Origin of the sequence: Streptomyces sp. 3211.6 (assembly GCF_003634815.1) — a bacterium.
Taxonomy (GTDB): domain Bacteria; phylum Actinomycetota; class Actinomycetes; order Streptomycetales; family Streptomycetaceae; genus Streptomyces; species Streptomyces katrae_A.
Map to the genome: position 1 here is coordinate 591,536 of NZ_RBXC01000001.1, position 15,444 is coordinate 606,979.

14 protein-coding genes are annotated in these 15,444 nt (G+C 77.1%); 8 read left to right on the top strand and 6 right to left on the bottom strand.

Annotation, left to right across the window (positions count from 1 at the left end; genetic code table 11):
* Positions 1–62: 62 nt before the first annotated feature.
* From BX286_RS03000 to BX286_RS03010, 3 genes are all read left to right on the top strand, one after another.
* Positions 63–1,493, top strand: a complete 1,431-nt coding sequence (locus tag BX286_RS03000) for a sensor histidine kinase (protein WP_121014463.1) — start codon at positions 63–65, stop codon at positions 1,491–1,493.
* The gene (locus BX286_RS03005) at positions 1,490–2,170 is read left to right on the top strand and encodes a response regulator transcription factor (RefSeq protein ID WP_079431045.1); all 681 of its coding nucleotides are present in this window, start codon (positions 1,490–1,492) and stop codon (positions 2,168–2,170) included. Before BX286_RS03000 ends, BX286_RS03005 begins: the two co-directional genes overlap by 4 nt.
* A 233-nt stretch (positions 2,171–2,403) precedes the next feature.
* A complete protein-coding gene (locus BX286_RS03010; RefSeq protein ID WP_079431044.1) occupies positions 2,404–3,627 on the top strand; it encodes an acyltransferase in 1,224 nt (407 codons plus the stop codon).
* A 113-nt stretch (positions 3,628–3,740) separates the two neighbouring features.
* On the opposite strand, the gene BX286_RS03015 is transcribed toward BX286_RS03010, so the two are convergent.
* Complete coding sequence (locus tag BX286_RS03015; RefSeq protein ID WP_079431043.1) at positions 3,741–4,163, bottom strand: DUF350 domain-containing protein; 423 nt, start codon at positions 4,161–4,163, stop codon at positions 3,741–3,743.
* A gap of 107 nt (positions 4,164–4,270) precedes the next feature.
* On the opposite strand from BX286_RS03015, the gene BX286_RS03020 reads away from it, so the two are divergent.
* The gene (locus BX286_RS03020; RefSeq protein WP_121014464.1) at positions 4,271–6,130 is read left to right on the top strand and encodes a GNAT family N-acetyltransferase; all 1,860 of its coding nucleotides are present in this window, start codon (positions 4,271–4,273) and stop codon (positions 6,128–6,130) included.
* Here BX286_RS03020 and BX286_RS03025 read toward each other — a convergent pair.
* Positions 6,082–8,082, bottom strand: a complete 2,001-nt coding sequence (locus tag BX286_RS03025; protein ID WP_121014465.1) for an AMP-binding protein — start codon at positions 8,080–8,082, stop codon at positions 6,082–6,084. The two genes, BX286_RS03020 and BX286_RS03025, sit on opposite strands and share 49 nt — an antisense overlap.
* Positions 8,083–8,231: 149 nt before the next feature.
* Between BX286_RS03025 and BX286_RS03030 the strand changes: the two genes are divergently transcribed.
* On the top strand, positions 8,232–10,133 hold the full coding sequence (locus BX286_RS03030; protein WP_079431041.1) for an ABC transporter ATP-binding protein: 1,902 nt from the start codon (positions 8,232–8,234) through the stop codon (positions 10,131–10,133).
* A 102-nt stretch (positions 10,134–10,235) separates the two neighbouring features.
* Positions 10,236–10,766 carry a gluconokinase gene (locus BX286_RS03035; RefSeq protein ID WP_121014466.1) on the top strand — a complete coding sequence of 177 codons (531 nt, stop codon included), beginning with the start codon at positions 10,236–10,238 and terminating at the stop codon, positions 10,764–10,766.
* Between the two features lie 215 nt (positions 10,767–10,981).
* On the opposite strand, the gene BX286_RS03040 is transcribed toward BX286_RS03035, so the two are convergent.
* From BX286_RS03040 to BX286_RS03050, 3 genes are all read right to left on the bottom strand, one after another.
* Entirely contained in the window at positions 10,982–11,230 is a 249-nt protein-coding gene (locus BX286_RS03040; protein WP_100862224.1) for a hypothetical protein, read from the bottom strand.
* The gene (locus BX286_RS03045) at positions 11,227–11,988 is read right to left on the bottom strand and encodes a hypothetical protein (protein ID WP_121014467.1); all 762 of its coding nucleotides are present in this window, start codon (positions 11,986–11,988) and stop codon (positions 11,227–11,229) included. Before BX286_RS03045 ends, BX286_RS03040 begins: the two co-directional genes overlap by 4 nt.
* An 89-nt stretch (positions 11,989–12,077) precedes the next feature.
* Entirely contained in the window at positions 12,078–12,860 is a 783-nt protein-coding gene (locus tag BX286_RS03050; protein WP_079431037.1) for a hypothetical protein, read from the bottom strand.
* 175 nt (positions 12,861–13,035) lie between these two features.
* On the opposite strand from BX286_RS03050, the gene BX286_RS03055 reads away from it, so the two are divergent.
* Positions 13,036–14,616 (top strand): MFS transporter, encoded by a 1,581-nt coding sequence (locus BX286_RS03055; protein WP_121014468.1) that lies wholly within the window; start codon positions 13,036–13,038, stop codon positions 14,614–14,616.
* A gap of 19 nt (positions 14,617–14,635) precedes the next feature.
* Positions 14,636–15,331: a DUF6629 family protein gene (locus BX286_RS03060; protein ID WP_079431035.1), complete on the top strand. Its 696-nt coding sequence runs from the start codon at positions 14,636–14,638 to the stop codon at positions 15,329–15,331.
* Here the strand turns inward: BX286_RS03060 and BX286_RS36005 are convergent.
* Complete coding sequence (locus BX286_RS36005; RefSeq protein WP_123995197.1) at positions 15,246–15,431, bottom strand: DUF6126 family protein; 186 nt, start codon at positions 15,429–15,431, stop codon at positions 15,246–15,248. The two genes, BX286_RS03060 and BX286_RS36005, sit on opposite strands and share 86 nt — an antisense overlap.
* Positions 15,432–15,444 lie beyond the last annotated feature (13 nt).

Genomic DNA, 15,444 nt, shown 5'->3' on the forward strand with positions numbered 1-15,444 from the left:
TGCAGCCTATCCACCCCCGCCCTCGCCCCTTCCGGGCGTCCCGGCGCATAGGCTGGCGGATCATGAGGTTCACACCGCGCGTCCCCGGCCGCGCCCGCACGACCCCGGCGGCGGCAGGCAGGGGCCAGGGCAACGGCAGGAGCAAGGGCAAGGGCAAGGGCAAGGGCAGGGAGAAGGCTGAGGGCGCGGGCCGGTTCGGGCAGCTGGCCGCGGCGCTGCGGACGCCGGCCCGGCCGGGCGAGCCGCTGCTGGCGCGGGCGCCGCGCCGCTGGCAGCGGCTGCTGCCCTTTACCGTCGCGGGCGTCTTCGTGGTGGTGCTGCTCCCCGTGACCGTCGCGGTGCTGACCAACGACTACCGGCTGGGCGGCGGGTGGGCGGGGGCCCTGGGCGTGGCGCAGACGGTGCCGCTGCTGCTCGCGGTGACCCGGCCGGTGCCCGCCTGGGCGGCGGTGCTGGCCGCCGACCTGGCCGGGGCGGTGCTGCTGGGCTTCACCGACGGGGTGGCGGGGCGTCCCTGGCCGTGGCCGCCGATGGAGATCGTCGGGTACCTGGTGCTGATGGCCTGCCTGGGGCTGCGGGAGTCGGTCCGGACGCTGGTCGGGGTGTGGCTGGCGACGGGGGCGGCCGGAGTGGTGCTCGGGTTCGCCGCGCCGGACGGGGTGACGAACACGGGGGCCCTGCTGTTCGTGCTGGGCGGCGTCGTGCTGGCGCTGACCGGTGCGCTGCGCGGGCTGGGCGACGCCCGGCAACGGATCGCGGAGCAGGAGAGCATCAGCGGGGCCGAGCGGGCGCGGCGCACGCTGCTGGAGGAACGGGCGCGCATCGCACGGGAGTTGCACGACGTGGTGGCCCACCACATGTCGGTGATCACGGTGCAGGCCGACTCCGCGCCGTACCGGCTGCCGGGGATGGAGGAGCCGGTGCGCGAGGAGTTCGCCGCGATCGCGGCGAGCGCCCGCGAGTCGCTGGGCGAGATGCGGCGGCTGCTGACGGTGCTGCGCGGGGACGGGAGCGACGGCGGCGCGGACGCAGCGGGGGCGGCCGGCGGGGAGCGGGCGCCGCAGCCCGGGGTCGGGCGGATCCAGCAGCTGGTGGAGGCGACCGTGCGGGCCGGGCAGCCGGTGGAGCTGTCCCTGGCGCCGGGCGTGGCGGAGGCGGCGCGGGCGGACCCGGCCGTGGACCTGTCGGCGTACCGGATCGTGCAGGAGGCCCTGGCGAACGTGGTGCGGCACGCGCCGGGGGCGCGGACCCGGGTGTCGGTGACGCACTCCGCCGGGGAGGGGGAGGTACTCGTGCTGGTGGTCAACGGCCCGGCGCCGGAGCCGCTGGTGGCGCTGGAGGGGGCGGGTACGGGGACGGGGCACGGCCTGGTGGGGATGCGCGAGCGCGTACGGTTGACCGGCGGGACCCTGGACACGGGCCCGCTGCCCGAGGGCGGTTTCCGGGTCGCCGCCCGGCTGCCGCTGACCTCCCGGACCGAGGACTCCAGTTGACCATCCGAGTGATCATCGTCGACGACCAGGCCATGGTGCGCGCGGGGTTCGCCGCGCTCTTGTCGGCGCAGGCCGACATCGACGTCGTGGGCGAGGCCGCCGACGGCCGGGAGGGCGTGCGGCTCGCGAGGACCGTGCACCCGGACGTGGTGCTGATGGACGTACGGATGCCGGAGCTGGACGGGCTCTCGGCGGCCCGGGAGGTCCTGGACCCGCCGCCGGGGGTGACGCACCGTCCGAAGGTGCTGATGCTGACCACCTTCGACATCGACGACTACGTGTACGAGGCGCTGCGCGCGGGCGCGTCCGGGTTCCTGCTGAAGGACGCCCCGCCCGCCGACCTGATCGCGGCCGTCCGGGTGGTGGCCTCGGGCGAGGCGCTGCTGGCGCCCTCGGTGACGCGCCGGCTGATCGCGGACTTCGTGCGGCAGCGGCCGGCGCCGCGCAAGGATCCGGCGCTGCGGCTGAACGGTCTGACCCCGCGCGAGACGGAGGTGCTGGAGCTGATCGCGCGGGGGCTGTCGAACCAGGAGATCGCCGCGCATCTGGTCCTGGCGGAGCAGACGGTCAAGACCCATATCGGGCGGGTGCTGGGCAAGCTGGACCTGCGCGACCGGGCGCAGGCGGTGATCTTCGCGTACGAGGCGGGGCTGGTGCGTCCCGGCGACGCGGGGTAGGGCCTGTCTGACCGTTCGCGCCGGCCCCGGCGGGAACGGTCAGACAGGCCCTGGCACTCCTCCACCCCCTACCGGGGTATGAGGCACCGCTTGGCTCCCCGGTCCGACGCGCGGCCGGGTACCTGCTTCCTACCTTCCTCTCCGTCACGAGGAGAAAGGGGACGGGTCATGCGCCGCTTCGGGAGGACGACCGGCACGGCCGGGCCGGCCGCGATCGCGCGGGGAGAGGTCCGATGAGCGCGCCGGCCGCCCTGCGGCGGGCCGCCGGGCGGATCGACCGGCGGACTCCGGTCCACCGGGACCGGGCGGTCGACGGGCTGCGGGCGCTCGCGCTGCTGGCGGTGCCGACCGGGCACTGGCTGCTCGGCGGTTTCACCCTGGACCCGGAGGGCGGGCTGCACAACGCCAGCCCGCTGTCGGCCGTCGGCGCCCTCGCCCCGGCGAGCTGGGTGCTCCAGATGCTCGGCATCTTCTTCCTGGTCGGCGGCTACGCCTCGGTGCTCTCCTTCCGCCGTCGGCCGGGCTCGACCCGGGCCTGGCTGAAGGGGCGGATGGTGCGGCTGGGGCGGCCGGTGCTGGGGGTGACGGCGGTGTGGGCGCTGGCCGCGCCGGTGCTGTACGCGGCCGGGGTTCCGGAGGCCACGCTGCGGACGGGGGCGACCCTGGTGGTCCAGCCGTTGTGGTTCGTGGGGGTGTACGCGGTGGTGACGGCGCTGACCCCGTACTGCGTCCGGGCGGCGGGCCGGCTGGGCGGCTGGGCGGCGGCCCCGCTGCTGGTGTCGGTGGCGGTGGTGGACTTCCTGCGCTACGGGCCGCTCGCCGGGTCGGTGCCGTCCTGGCTGTCCCTGCTGAACGTGCTGCCGGGCTGGCTGTTCGCCTATCAGCTGGGCGTCTCGTGGGGTGAGCGGCGGATCGGCCGGCGCGGGGCGTGGCTGCTGCTGGCGGGCGGGGCGGCGCTGTTCGCGGTGCTGCTGGCGGTGTTCCACTACCCGGCCTCGATGGTGGGCGTGCCGGGTGCGGCGCGGACCAACTCGCATCCGCCGTCGCTGCTGGTCCTGGCGCTGGCCTCGGCGCAGTCGGGGGCGGCGATCCTGCTGCGGGACCGGCTGGCGCGGCTGCTGGCCCGGCCGGCGCTGTGGGCGCCGGTGGTGGTGGTCAACCTGTCGGCGATGACGATCCTGTGCTGGCACCAGACGGCGATGCTGGCGGCGGCCGTGCCGGCCTCCTTGTCCGGCGGGCCGGTGGCCGGGCTGACGACGGCGCCCGACGGTCCGGGGTGGATCGCGGCGCGGATGGTGTGGCTGCCGGTGTTCGCGGTGCTGCTGGTGGGGATCGCCCGGTATGCGCGCCGGTTCGAGGTGGCGTCGGCGCCGGGACGGCGGGGGTCGGCGGCCCGGGCGGCCGTGGCGGGGGTGCTGGCGGCGGGGTTCGGGGTGTTCGCGTTGGGGCTGGCGTAGCCGGCCGGGTCCCGGGGGTGGTCGTCGCGGAGCACCCGTACGCGAAGAGAGCGCCGCTCCCGGTGGGGAGCGGCGCTCTCTCGTCGTGTGAACGCGGCGGTCGCCGCCGGGGGTCAGGCGATGGAGGCGGCCACGATCGCGGCGACGGCGAGGTTGCAGCAGGCGGTGACCCAGACGGCCGGGTGCGGCTCGGGGTCGACCACGATGGCGCCGAGCTTGCCCGGGGTCACCAGGTCCAGCACCAGGAAGGCCACGGCCATCAGGACCAGGCCGAGCAGGCCGAAGGCCGCCGTGGACAGCAGGCCCTTGCCGAAGTCCTCGTACGTCGTCCAGATCGAGGTGAAGACGATGCCGCCGATGCCCAGGAGCGCGGAGCTGAGCAGCAGGGCCGCGTTGCGGTTGCGCTCCTCCCAGATCTGCCTGGGGAGCTTCCCGGGGGTCAGCACGTCCACCAGCACGATACCGAGGATCAGCAGGACCAGTCCGAGGGCGCCGTAGGCGGTCGTACGGCCGAGTCCGTTGACGATGTCGCTCATGGAGAAGCCTGTCTGACGCGGGGGTGGACAAGGATGTGCCAAGGACGAGCCGAGGGGAGGCCGAATCTATCGCACGGCCCAGCCCCGGACCATGGGGAGGTCAGGAGATGGCAAAGGTCAGGCCCGCGCGGCCCGGAGAGGCGGCGGCGCTGACCGCGCTGATCAGGCGGTCCAAGGCGCACTGGGGCTACGGCGCGCGGTTCCTCGCGGCGTGCGCGCAGGAACTGCGGGTCGGGGAGGAGGAGCTCACGGTCCGGCGGATCGTGGTGGCCGAGAGCACACGCGGGGAACTGCTGGGCGTCGCCTCCCTCGAGGACGTCGACGCGGGCGCGGGGGGCGAGGCCGGTGACGGGCCCCGGACGGCGCGGCTGGGGCTGCTGTTCGTGGAGCCGTCCGTGATCGGCCGGGGTGTGGGGCGGCTGCTGTACCTGGACGCCGTGCGGCGGGCCGCCGCGCTGGGGTCGCGGCGGCTGCTGATCGACGCCGACCCCCACGCGGCGGGCTTCTACCGGGCGATGGGCGCGGTCCCGGCGGCGGGCTCACCGCCGGGGCTGGTCCGGTTCACGGTGGCGCCCGCCCCGCTCGCGCGGTGGGCGCGGGCCTGGACGGGCGGGGGCGCGGCGGTGCACGTGGGCAACGTCGCCGAGTTCAACGCCCAGTTCGCCGACGCCTCCCTCGGCCGCGGACAGCGGGCCGCGCACGACTACTCCTGCCTGGCCGCCTTCTACAGCCCCCGTCCGGCCGCGCTGGTCCTGCCGCGGCCGGTGCCCCGCTGGTGGGCCGGTGCGGTCGGGCGCGCACTGGGCTGGGGGCCGGAGGTGAAGGTGGAGGTGTACGACGCTCTGGCCGGGCCGGGCCCGGGCCTGTCGGAGGCGGTGCTGGCCCGGCCGGCGCTGGCCGGGCGGGTCAGGGGAGCCGGGCTGCCGCTCGTACCGTGGGGGCTGACGGAGCCGTACGCGCGGCTCGCCGGTCTGCCGTGGCGGCCGGACGCGCTGCGGTACGAGTCGAAGTCCGCGGCCCACGCCCTGTTCGCCCGGATCCTGGCGGACGGGGGCCATCCGGAGGTCACCCTGCCCGCGCAGTGGCGGACGGGATCACGCCGGGCGGCGGTGCGCCGGGCGGCGGCTCGGGCCCGGGCGGGCGAGAGCACCGTTCTCAAATCGGAGCACGGTGTGGGGGGTTCGGGCACCACCCTGGTGACGCCCGGGCTGCTCCGGGCGGCCGGCGGGGCCCGGGCGCTGCGGGGGCGGCTGCCGCGCGGCCCGCTGCTGGTGGAGGAGTACGTGCACGGCCCGGCGGACGCGGGCGCGGACGCGGACGCACCACGGGATCTGACCTACGACGGGTTCGTGGACGGCGAGGGCCACCCGCACCGGGTCGGGGCGGCGCTGATGGACGTGGCCGGCGGGGGCTACCGCGGTGCCACGGTGGGCCCGGGGGTGGTGCCCGCGCACCTGGAGGGGCCTCTGCTGGGGTTCGGGGCGGCGGTGGGCCGGGAGCTGGCCGCGGCCGGCCACCGGGGCTGGTTCGACGTGGACTTCGTGGTGGACGCCGCTGGGCGGCTCGCGCCGACCGAGGCGAACCTGCGGCTCACCGGCCCGTCGGTGGCGTTCATGGTGGCTGCCCGGCTCGACGCGCTGCGCGGTGCGGGGCACCTGGTGCGGATCGCGGACCGGGTGGAGCTGGGCGCCCGGCTGCCGGAGGCCCAGCTGGAGGAGGTGTGCGGCGCCCTGGCGCGGGACTGCGCCGCTCTCGGGGCCGTGTTCGTGCCGGCGATCCCGACGGGGGCGTTCGACCCGGCGCCGTGGCTGGGCGTGCTGGTGGCCGCGCACAGCCGGGAGGTGCTGGACGCGGCCGGGGCGCTGGTCCGGGAGCGGGCCCGGGCGGTGGGCGAGGACTTCGCCGCCGGGGAGCAGGGTCAGCCGTCGGAGCCGGAAGGCGGGGCGGCGGACCGACGGGTGAGGTAGACGGCCACGATCAGAGCGGCGATCATCAGCGGGATGTTGAAGGAGTAGACGAGGGCGGCCTGCCGCGGCCAGTCGTGCTTGGCCGCGAGCCGGTAGAGGTTGTCCTGCGGCCACCAGGCCAGCAGCAGGTAGGCCACGGCCAGGTGGGCGGCGGCCGTCAGGCGCCGGGCCGGTCCCGGGCGCGACATCCGCCGGCGGCCCGCGAACAGGAACAGCAGGCCCGCGGCGAAGGCCGAGCACTCGAAGAGGTACAGGACGGAGAAGAGGAACGACCACGGGCCGGGCACCCCGGTGAGGTCGGTGGAGCCGGGCCAGATCAGGTCGGTGGCGAACAGGGCGACCACGGTCAGCGGCACCGCCGCGCAGCCGAAGCCGAAGCAGCCGGGCAGCTCCCCGCCCGCCGACGCCCCGTACTTGCCGCCGCCCACGGGCCGGGCCCCCGGCTGCTGGGGCTGCGGGACCGCCGCCCGGTCCTCCTGGCCCGCCCGGGTGCGGGGCAGGGTGGGCAGACGCACGACGCGGACCGGGATCGCGGCGGAGGGCACCCGGCCCGCGAGGTGTTCGCGGAGCCCGTCGGCGTCCACGGGGGCGCCGTCGCCGTCCCGGCCGGAGCCGTCGGGGGGCGGGGCGACGTACGCGACGAGCCGGGTGTTGCCGCGACTGCCGACGGGGGTCAGGACGGCGGCACCGACGCCGGGGTGGGTGCGCAGGGCGGACTCGGCCGGATGCGGGTCGAGGGGGCTGCCGTCGGCGAGGGTGATCCGGTCGCGCAGGCGTCCGGCGAACTCCAGCAGCCCGTCCGGGCGGAGCACGGCCAGGTCCCCGGTGGCCAGGGCCTCGCCGCCGCCCGGCGGGGTCAGGAGCAGCTCCCCGGCCCGCAGTTCGACGCGGCTGCCGGGGAACGGGGTGCCCAGCAGGGAGAGCCGTTCGGGTTCGTCCAGGAGGCGGGGCAGCTGCGGCAGTTCGAACCAGGTGCCGGCGCCGGCCGCCTCGGTGGGGCCGTAGACGCCGAGGACGCGGGCGCCCGGGCGGAGCCGGTCCTGGAGGGCGGTCTGCTGGTCGAGGTAGAGCCGGTCGCCGGTGACGGTGAGCAGACGCAGGGCCGACAGCCGCGGCGCGGGTTCGCGCCGGCCCCGGCGGGCGGCGCCGGCCGGGTCGAGGCTGCGGTCGAGGAGGCGCAGGGCACCCCCGGGGTCGGTGTGCAGTGCGCTGACCTCGTACTCCGAGACGGCTTCCGGTATCTCGGCGGGCGTCCAGGCCGGGCCCTGGGGCAGGACGAGGGCGCCTCCGGCGCACAGGGCGCGGGTCCAGCCGGCGGCGAAGGCCGTGAGGTCCGGGCCGCCGGTGAACAGGTGGCGGTCCTCGGGGGTCAGGCGGGCGAGCTGGGCCCAGGCCTCGTGGGCGGCGAGGAGCAGGGCGTGGCCGACGGGGACGGGGCGGGGCACGGCGGTCGCGGTGAACAGGATTGCCGCCGGGGCGGGCTGCGCGGCGCGGGCCGGAGGGTGGCCCGGCCCGGCCGCGATCGCCTCGGCCTCCGCGTCCGCGAGGAGGGCCGGCAGGCCCTTGCCCAGGTCCAGGCGGGCCGCGCCCGCGGCGTCGGTGAGCAGCAGGTCGGGCGCCAGGGCGAGGAGCTGGTCGCGCGCGGTGCGGGTGTCGGCGGGGTCGACCAGGGCGTAGGCGGCGCCCGCCTTGAGGGAGGCCAGGAGGGCGAGGACGGTCTCCTCGCGGCGGGTGGGGGCGATGGCGATGCGGGCGCCGCCGGGCAGTCGCCGGGCGAGGAGGTGGTGGGCGAGCCGGTTGGCGGCCGTGTCGAGTCCGGCGTAGGAGAGGGGACCGCCCGGTGTGATGACGGCGGGGGCCCCGGGGGTGTCGCGGGCCCACTGCTCGAAGCGCTCCAGGACGGTGTCGGCGGCGGGCCGGCCGGGGCCGGCGGAGGACGATGCCTGCGTCATTCCCCCGATGATGCCACCGGGCCCGCGGCGTGCCGGGCGTTCCCGGAAATCCCTCCCGTCAGCGGGAGTTGACCGTGGGCGGACCCCGGCGGGTGGTCCTGCGCCGGTCCCTTGACCTGAAGTTTGGTCGAGGTTCTACCGTGGGGGTCATGGACATGGAAGTCACCGCCTGGCATTCGCTGCACAGCGCGATCAACGCCCAGCAGGGCGACCGGCCCCCGTTCTCCCCGGCGAGCCTGCGCAGGATCGCCGCCTTCGCCCGCCCGCACCGGCGCGGGCTGACCTTCTTCCTGCTGCTCAGCGTGGTGGGCGCGCTGCTGGCGGTGGCCACCCCGCTGCTGGCCAGCCGGATCGTGGACGCGATCGTCCAGGGGGCGAAGGCGGGCGGCGACGGCGACACCGGGGAGGTGACCCGGCTCGCGCTGCTGATCGCGGTGATCGCGGTGGCCGAGGCGGGGCTGGGCCTGCTGACCCGCAAGCTCTCCGCGACGCTCGGGGAGGGCCTGATCCTCGACCTGCGCCGGGCGGTCTTCGACCACGTCCAGCGGATGCCGGTGGCCTTCTTCACCCGGACCCGGACGGGCGCCCTGGTCAGCCGGCTCAACAACGACGTGATCGGTGCCCAGCGGGCGTTCAGCAACACCCTGTCCGGGGTGGTGTCCAACGTGGTGACCCTGCTGCTGACCCTGGGGGTGATGCTGAGCATCTCGTGGCAGATCACCCTGCTGGCACTGGCGCTGCTGCCGGTGTTCGTCCTGCCGGCCCGCCGGATGGGCACCCGGATGGCCGGGATGCAGCGGGAGGCCTCGGCGCTGAACGCGGCGATGGGCACGCAGATGACGGAACGGTTCTCCGCGCCCGGCGCCACCCTCGTCAAGCTGTTCGGGCGGCCCGCCGACGAGTCGGCCGAGTTCGCGGCCCGCGCGGCCCGGGTCCGGGACATCGGCATCCGTACGGCGATGGCCCAGTCGGCGTTCATCACGGCCCTCACCCTGGTCTCGGCGCTGGCCCTGGCCCTGGTCTACGGCCTGGGCGGCTACTACGCCCTGCGCGGCGGCCTGGAGGCGGGCTCGGTCGTCGCCCTGGCCCTGCTCCTGACCCGGCTGTACGCCCCGCTGACCGCGCTGGCCGGGGCCCGCGTCGAGGTGATGAGCGCGATGGTCAGCTTCGAGCGGGTCTTCGAGATCCTCGACCTGAAGCCGCTGATCGCCGAGAAGCCGGACGCCCGCCGGGTGCCCGAGGGCCCGGTGGCGGTGGAGTTCGACCGGGTCTCCTTCGGCTACCCCTCCCCCGACAAGGTCTCGCTGGCCTCCCTGGAGGAGGTGGCCGTCCTCGACGCCCGCGGCGGCACGCAGGTGCTGCACGAGGTGTCCTTCCGTGCCGAACCCGGCCAGATGATCGCCCTGGTCGGCTCCTCCGGCGCCGGCAAGTCCACCATCGCCCAGCTGCTCCCCCGCCTCTACGACGCCGACGCGGGCGCGGTGCGCCTGGGCGGGATCGACGTGCGCGACCTCACGGCGGACTCGATCCGCGACACCCTGGGCATGGTCACCCAGGACGGGCACCTGTTCCACGAGTCGGTACGGGCCAACCTGCTGCTGGCCCGGCCCGGTGCGGCCGAGGAGGACCTGTGGGAGGCCCTGCGCCGCTCGCGCCTCGACGGCCTGGTCGCCTCCCTCCCGGACGGCCTGGACACCGTGGTCGGCGAGCGCGGCTACCGGCTGTCGGGCGGCGAGCGGCAGCGGCTGACCATCGCCCGGCTGCTGCTGGCCCGGCAGCGGGTGGTGATCCTGGACGAGGCCACCGCCCATCTGGACTCCACCTCCGAGGCGGCCGTCCAGGAGGCGCTGGCCGAGGCGCTGGCGGGGCGGACGGCGGTGGTGATCGCGCACCGGCTGTCCACCGTGCAGGCCGCCGATCTGATCCTGGTGGTGGAGGAGGGCCGCATCGTGGAACGCGGCACCCACGCCGAGCTGCTGGCGTCGGGCGGGCGCTACGAGGAGCTGTACCGCACCCAGTTCGCGACGCGGGGCACGGCCGCGACGGGCTGAGCCACGGCCGCCCCGGCGCCGGGACGCGGCCGGGGGTGCGCTTGAGTGGTACCCGGCGAAGACGGTGCGACGGCGAGGACGGTGAGGACGGCGAGGTACGGCATGGACCCCCGGGGCGTCATCGTGGTGATGGGCGTGGCCGGGACGGGCAAGTCGACGGTTGGCCGGCTGCTCGCGGACGCCCTCGGCGTCCCGTACGCCGAGGGGGACTCCTTCCACCCGGCGGCCAACGTGGCCCGGATGTCGGCGGGGATCCCGCTGGAGGACGCCGACCGGTGGCCGTGGCTGGACGCCGTGGGCGCGTGGGTCCGGGGCCGGGGCGGGGAGGGCGGGGTGGTGGCCGCCTCCTGCCTCAAGCGGGCGCACCGCGACCGGCTGCGGGCCGCCGCACCGGGGGTGGGCGTGGTGTTCGTCCACCTCACGGGAGGGCGGCCGCTGATCGGGGCGCGGATGGCCGCCCGGACGGGGCACTTCATGCCCGTCTCCCTGCTGGACTCCCAGTTCGCCGCGCTCGAACCGCTCGGCGCGGACGAGCCGGGATTCGCCGTCGAGGTGTCGGGCACCCCCGAGGAGATCACCGGACGGGCGCTCGCCGCCCTGCGCGCGCCGGGGAGCGGGGGAACCGCGCCGTGACGGGCCTCCCGGCCGGAGCCGGCGTTCCGGCGGGCGGAAACCCGCGGCCCGTCTTCACGTGCACGTCCTCCACGTGCACGTGAAGACGGCCCCGAGGCCGGGCAGCCGCTCGATCCGCGCCCCGAGCCGCTCACGCGCCCCGGCGGCCCCGTCGCCCTCGGGGAGCTCGACGGTCAGGTAGCCGGCCCGCCCCCTCCGAGGCCCCCTCACCCGGGTCAAGACCGCCGGGGATCCGGTCCGTCGAGCTGGGCCGCCGCGAGGGCGAAGCCGTCGGCCGCCCGGGCGCAGCGGTCGGCCAGCGCCGCCACCTCCGCGCGGAGGGCGTCGGCCTGCGGTCCGCGCCACTCCAGCGCCGCCGCACCCGCGCGCAACCGCCGGGCGTGGCTGCGCAGGACGGTGCAGTGGCCGCGCAGGCCGTCGGCGGGTGCGGACGGGGCGGGGCGCGGGGGGCGGCAGTCGGTCACGGGGTGCTCCAGGGGGACGGGGAGGTGCGGCCGTGGTCGGCGGGGGTGCCGGGCGTGCCGGGTTCCCCGGAGGCGACCCGGCCGGGGTCCCGGCCGCCGCCGCCCGGTTCGCGTGCGCAGAAGGCCCGTACGGCGGCGCCGAGGCCCAGCAGCGGTTCGGCGGTGACGGCCCGTCCGGTGGCGACCTGCCAGCCGGCGTGGTCGTTGAAGGGGTTCTCGTCCGTCAGCGCGTGCCAGGCGAGGATGTCCGCGAAGGCCGGGGCGAGCAGGGTGAACGCCGGCCCGGTGCCCCGCTCGCGCAGGATGTGCCGGAAGGCGCGGGCGGCGTCGGCCTGCCGCCCGCCGTCCACCGCCCGCAGCACGGCGGCGCAGCCGGGGTCCGCGAGGAGTTCGGGCCGGCCCGCGGTCGCCACCCGGATCCGGGCCTTCAGTCCGCAGACGGCCGCGCTGACGGCCAGGTTCTCCCGCCGGGCCAGGATCCCGGCGAACCATCCGGCCCGGGCCACCCCCCGGCCGCGCGGGGCCCAGCCGAGGCCGGCCGGGTCGGTGAGGGTGCGCAGCAGGGTCCGCCAGGCGCGGCGCCGGCGGCTGCTGCGGGCCACGAGGGCCCCGGCGGGCAGGCGCGCGCCGAACGCGAGCCCGGAGGCGTACCGGGCGGCTTCGCCCACGGCGTCGGCGGCCTCGGCCAGTTCCCGGCACAGGGCGTCGAGCGTGTCGACGTCCGGGTCGGCGGCCGGCGCGGTCACGGCGTCGGACATGGGCTCCTCGCGGGGGCTCGGTACGGCGGCTGCGGACGGCTGACGCCCTCACCGTACGACGGCCCCGCGAGCGGCGCGCTCCGACTGCGCTACGAGGGTGGGCCGCCGGTCAGGGCCGGTTCGGTCAGGGCCGGTTCGGTCAGGCTCGCGCGGGTGAAGGCCGCCTCCCGGAAGGCGGTGCGCAGCCGGGAGGCGGATCCGGCGGCGGGGCCCGGGATCAGGACGGCCCAGCGGTCCTGGCGCGGGGCGACCCACAGGGCGGGGCCGGGGCCGGACGGGGGGTGGTGGGACCAGACGCCGGCGGGCGCGGGGTGCCAGAGCAGGCCGCGGGCGGGGGTGAGCTCCCCGGTGCGGATGCGCAGGGACTCGGCGGTCCAGGCGCGCGGGACGGGGTGGCCGGCCGGGGACAGCAGGTGGCGCAGGAACCGGGCGAGGTCGGCCAGGGTGGTGTGCAGGGCGCCTTCGGCGAGGCGGGTGCGGGTCATGCCGAGCGGCTGCCAGATCCGGGTCGCGGCGCAGTCGCCGAGGGGGGCGCCGGCGAGCCGTTCGGCGAGGGCGGTGAGGGCGGCGGGGGCGGCCGGGCCCTCGCCGCGCGTGAGCAGCTGGTGGGTGGTCGTGCCGGCGGGCGCTCCGGTGGCGGGCGGCTGCCCGTAGGCCGTGAGGGGGGTGTGCAGGGCCAGCTCCCCCTGGGCCACGAGGGTGCCGAGGACGGGCCAGAGGGCGAGGGCCGGGGTGAGGGCGTCGGCGGTGAGGGGGGTGTCCCAGTCGCCCGGCGGGCCGGGACGGGCGGCGTGGACGGTGTCCGCCGAGCCCACCGCCCAGACCGCCTCCGGGTCGGCGGTGCGCATGAATGCCTCGATCTGCGGCGTCATGCCCGGCACGGTACGTCGGCCCGCTCGGCCCCCCGGGCAGGTCGCGGGGAACGCGCGGACGCGTTGCCGCCCGCCACCCGAATGCCGGGGGCGGCGCCCGCCGTGCCGGCGCCGGGTCCGAGGCCGCCGCAGTGGCCCGCTGGACCTTCGGGGGCGGGCGGGTCAGCCTGGAGGGATGAGCGCCCTACCCGGTGAACCCGTGCCCCGCCCCGGTACGTCACCGCCGCCGCCGGCCTCCCCCGTCTCCCCCGTCTCCCCCGTCTCCGGGGGCGGTGCGGAGCCGGGGGTGGTGCTGCGGTCCGCGCGGGGGCGGTGGGTGCTGCTGGCCACCGTGCTCGGGTCCGCGATGGCCCTGCTGGACTCGACCGTGGTCAACGTCGCCCTGCCCCGCATCGGGCGCGACCTCGGCGCCGATCTCGCGGTGCTCCAGTGGACCGTGAACGCCTACCTGCTGACCCTGGCCGGGCTGATCCTGGTCGGCGGGGCGCTCGGCGACCGGTTCGGGCGGCGCCGGATCTTCGTCCTCGGGGTGGTGTGGTTCGCGGTCGGCTCCCTGCTGTGCGGTATCGCCCCGGGCGCCGGGGTGCTGATCGGTGCCCGGGCCCTCCAGGGCGTCGGCGGGGCCCTGCTGACCCCCGGGTCGCTCGCGCTGATCCAGGGCTCGATCCGGTCCGACGACCGGGCCCGGGCGGTGGGCCTGTGGTCGGGGTTCGGGGGCGTGGGCGCGGCCGTGGGGCCCTTCCTCGGCGGCTGGCTGGTGGACGGGCCGGGCTGGCGGTGGGTGTTCCTGCTCAACGTGCCGGTGGCCGCGCTGTGCGTGCCGGTGGCGCTGCGGCACGTTCCGGAGTCACGGGATCCGCAGGCCGGGGGGCGGTTCGACGTGCTCGGCGCGGTGCTCGGGGCGGCGGCCCTGGCCCTGATCACGTACGCGCTGATCGAGGCCCGTTCCGCGACCGGGGCCGTGATCGGGGCGGGGGTGGCCGGGGTGCTGCTGGCGGCCGCGTTCGTGTACGTGGAGCGGCGGCGGCCGCATCCGATGGTGCCGCCGGACGTGTTCGCCTCCCGCCAGTTCACGGCCGTCAACCTGGTCACCCTGTGCGTGTACGCGGCCTTCGGCGGGTTCTTCTTCCTCATCGTGCTCCAGCTCCAGGTGGTGTCCGGGTACTCGGCCCTCGGCGCGGGGGCCGCGCTGCTGCCGACCACCGTTCTGATGCTGCTGCTGTCGGCCCGCGCGGGGGCGCTGGGCGAGCGGATCGGGCCGCGGATCCCGCTGACGGTGGGACCGCTGCTGTGCGCCGCCGGGATGCTGCTGAGCCTGCGGGTGGGGCCGCACGCCTCGTACGCCGGGGACGTGCTGCCCGCCATGGTGGTGCTCGGCGCGGGCATGGCCGCCCTGGTCGCGCCGCTGACCGCGACCGTGCTGGCCTCGCTGGATCCCGGCCGGGCGGGCCTGGCCAGCGGCATCAACAACGCCGCCGCACGGGCGGCGGGGCTGTTGGCGGTGGCCGCGCTGCCGCTGCTGGCCGGGATGGGCCCGGACGCCTACCTGTCGGCCGGCGCCTTCGATGCGGCCTACGGGCGGGCGATGGCCTGGTGCGCGGGGCTGCTGGTGGCCGGCGCGGCCCTGGCGTGGGCGACCGTGCGCTCCCCCTCACCCGGGGCCTGCCATCCGGAGTGCCGGACCTCCTGCGCGGTCGGCTCCCCTCCGCTGGAGCACCCGCACGCGGCGGAGCACCCCCAGGAGCCCGCCCCCTGAGCGGTCCCGGAGGCCTTCGGTGTGCTGGAGCGCGTCGGCGGACCTGGCGGCGGGCGGGGCCGTGGCCACCGCCGGGGTGGTGTGCCTGGTGCGGGTGCGGCGGGTCCGGGACCTGCCTGTGGCCGCGCTGCCGCTGCTGCTGGGCGCGCACCAGCTGGTCGAGGCCGCCGTCTGGGACGCGGGCGGCGGCTGCGGTCCGGCCACCACGGCCTGGGCGGTGATCGCCCTGCCCGTGCCGGCGGTGTGGGTGCCGTTCGGGGTGCTGCTCGCCGTAGCGCCCGGGGGCCGGCGCCGGCTGTGGGGGCCGGCGGCCGTCGGTCTGGCCACCGCCGCGGTGCTGGCGTACTGCCTGGCCGTGCGGCCGGTGTCCGCCGAGGTGCGGGGGCGGGTGCTGGGCTACGCGGTGGACGTGCCGTACGCGCCGCTCGTCCTGGCCGGGTACCTGTACGCCGTCCTGGGCTCCCTGCTGCTCTCCGGGGACCGCGCGCTGCGGGTGCTGGGCGCGGTGCTGGCCGCGGGGGCGGCGGTGTGCGCGGCGCTGTGGCGGCTGGAGTTCGCCTCCACCTGGTGCGCCTTCGCGGCGGTGGCGTCGCTGCTGGTGCTGGGCTGGGTCCGGCGGGCGGCGCCCGCTACTGGTTCCGGCCGCCCAGGACGAAGAGCAGGTAGACGAAGAACGCGAAGAGGTGACCCACGAAGAGGTACGCGATCAGCCTGATGACCAGGCCGCGCGGGAACTTGGACTCGAAGCGCCGGAAGACGCCGAGCGGGGCCTTCTGTTCGGGCGTGGTGGACATGTTCTCTCCTCGGGACGGCATGACGGCTGGCTCC

What these genes read in the sequence shown, in the direction of transcription:
- BX286_RS03000 (WP_121014463.1), top strand. Translation starts at nt 63, where the DNA reads ATGAGGTTCACACCGCGCGTCCCCGGCCGCGCCCGCACGACCCCGGCG.
- BX286_RS03010 (WP_079431044.1), top strand. Translation starts at nt 2,404, where the DNA reads ATGAGCGCGCCGGCCGCCCTGCGGCGGGCCGCCGGGCGGATCGACCGG.
- BX286_RS03015 (WP_079431043.1), bottom strand. Translation starts at nt 4,163, where the DNA reads ATGAGCGACATCGTCAACGGACTCGGCCGTACGACCGCCTACGGCGCC.
- BX286_RS03020 (WP_121014464.1), top strand. Translation starts at nt 4,271, where the DNA reads ATGGCAAAGGTCAGGCCCGCGCGGCCCGGAGAGGCGGCGGCGCTGACC.
- BX286_RS03025 (WP_121014465.1), bottom strand. Translation starts at nt 8,082, where the DNA reads ATGACGCAGGCATCGTCCTCCGCCGGCCCCGGCCGGCCCGCCGCCGAC.
- BX286_RS03030 (WP_079431041.1), top strand. Translation starts at nt 8,232, where the DNA reads ATGGACATGGAAGTCACCGCCTGGCATTCGCTGCACAGCGCGATCAAC.
- BX286_RS03035 (WP_121014466.1), top strand. Translation starts at nt 10,236, where the DNA reads ATGGACCCCCGGGGCGTCATCGTGGTGATGGGCGTGGCCGGGACGGGC.
- BX286_RS03045 (WP_121014467.1), bottom strand. Translation starts at nt 11,988, where the DNA reads ATGTCCGACGCCGTGACCGCGCCGGCCGCCGACCCGGACGTCGACACG.
- BX286_RS03050 (WP_079431037.1), bottom strand. Translation starts at nt 12,860, where the DNA reads ATGACGCCGCAGATCGAGGCATTCATGCGCACCGCCGACCCGGAGGCG.
- BX286_RS03055 (WP_121014468.1), top strand. Translation starts at nt 13,036, where the DNA reads ATGAGCGCCCTACCCGGTGAACCCGTGCCCCGCCCCGGTACGTCACCG.
- BX286_RS36005 (WP_123995197.1), bottom strand. Translation starts at nt 15,431, where the DNA reads ATGCCGTCCCGAGGAGAGAACATGTCCACCACGCCCGAACAGAAGGCC.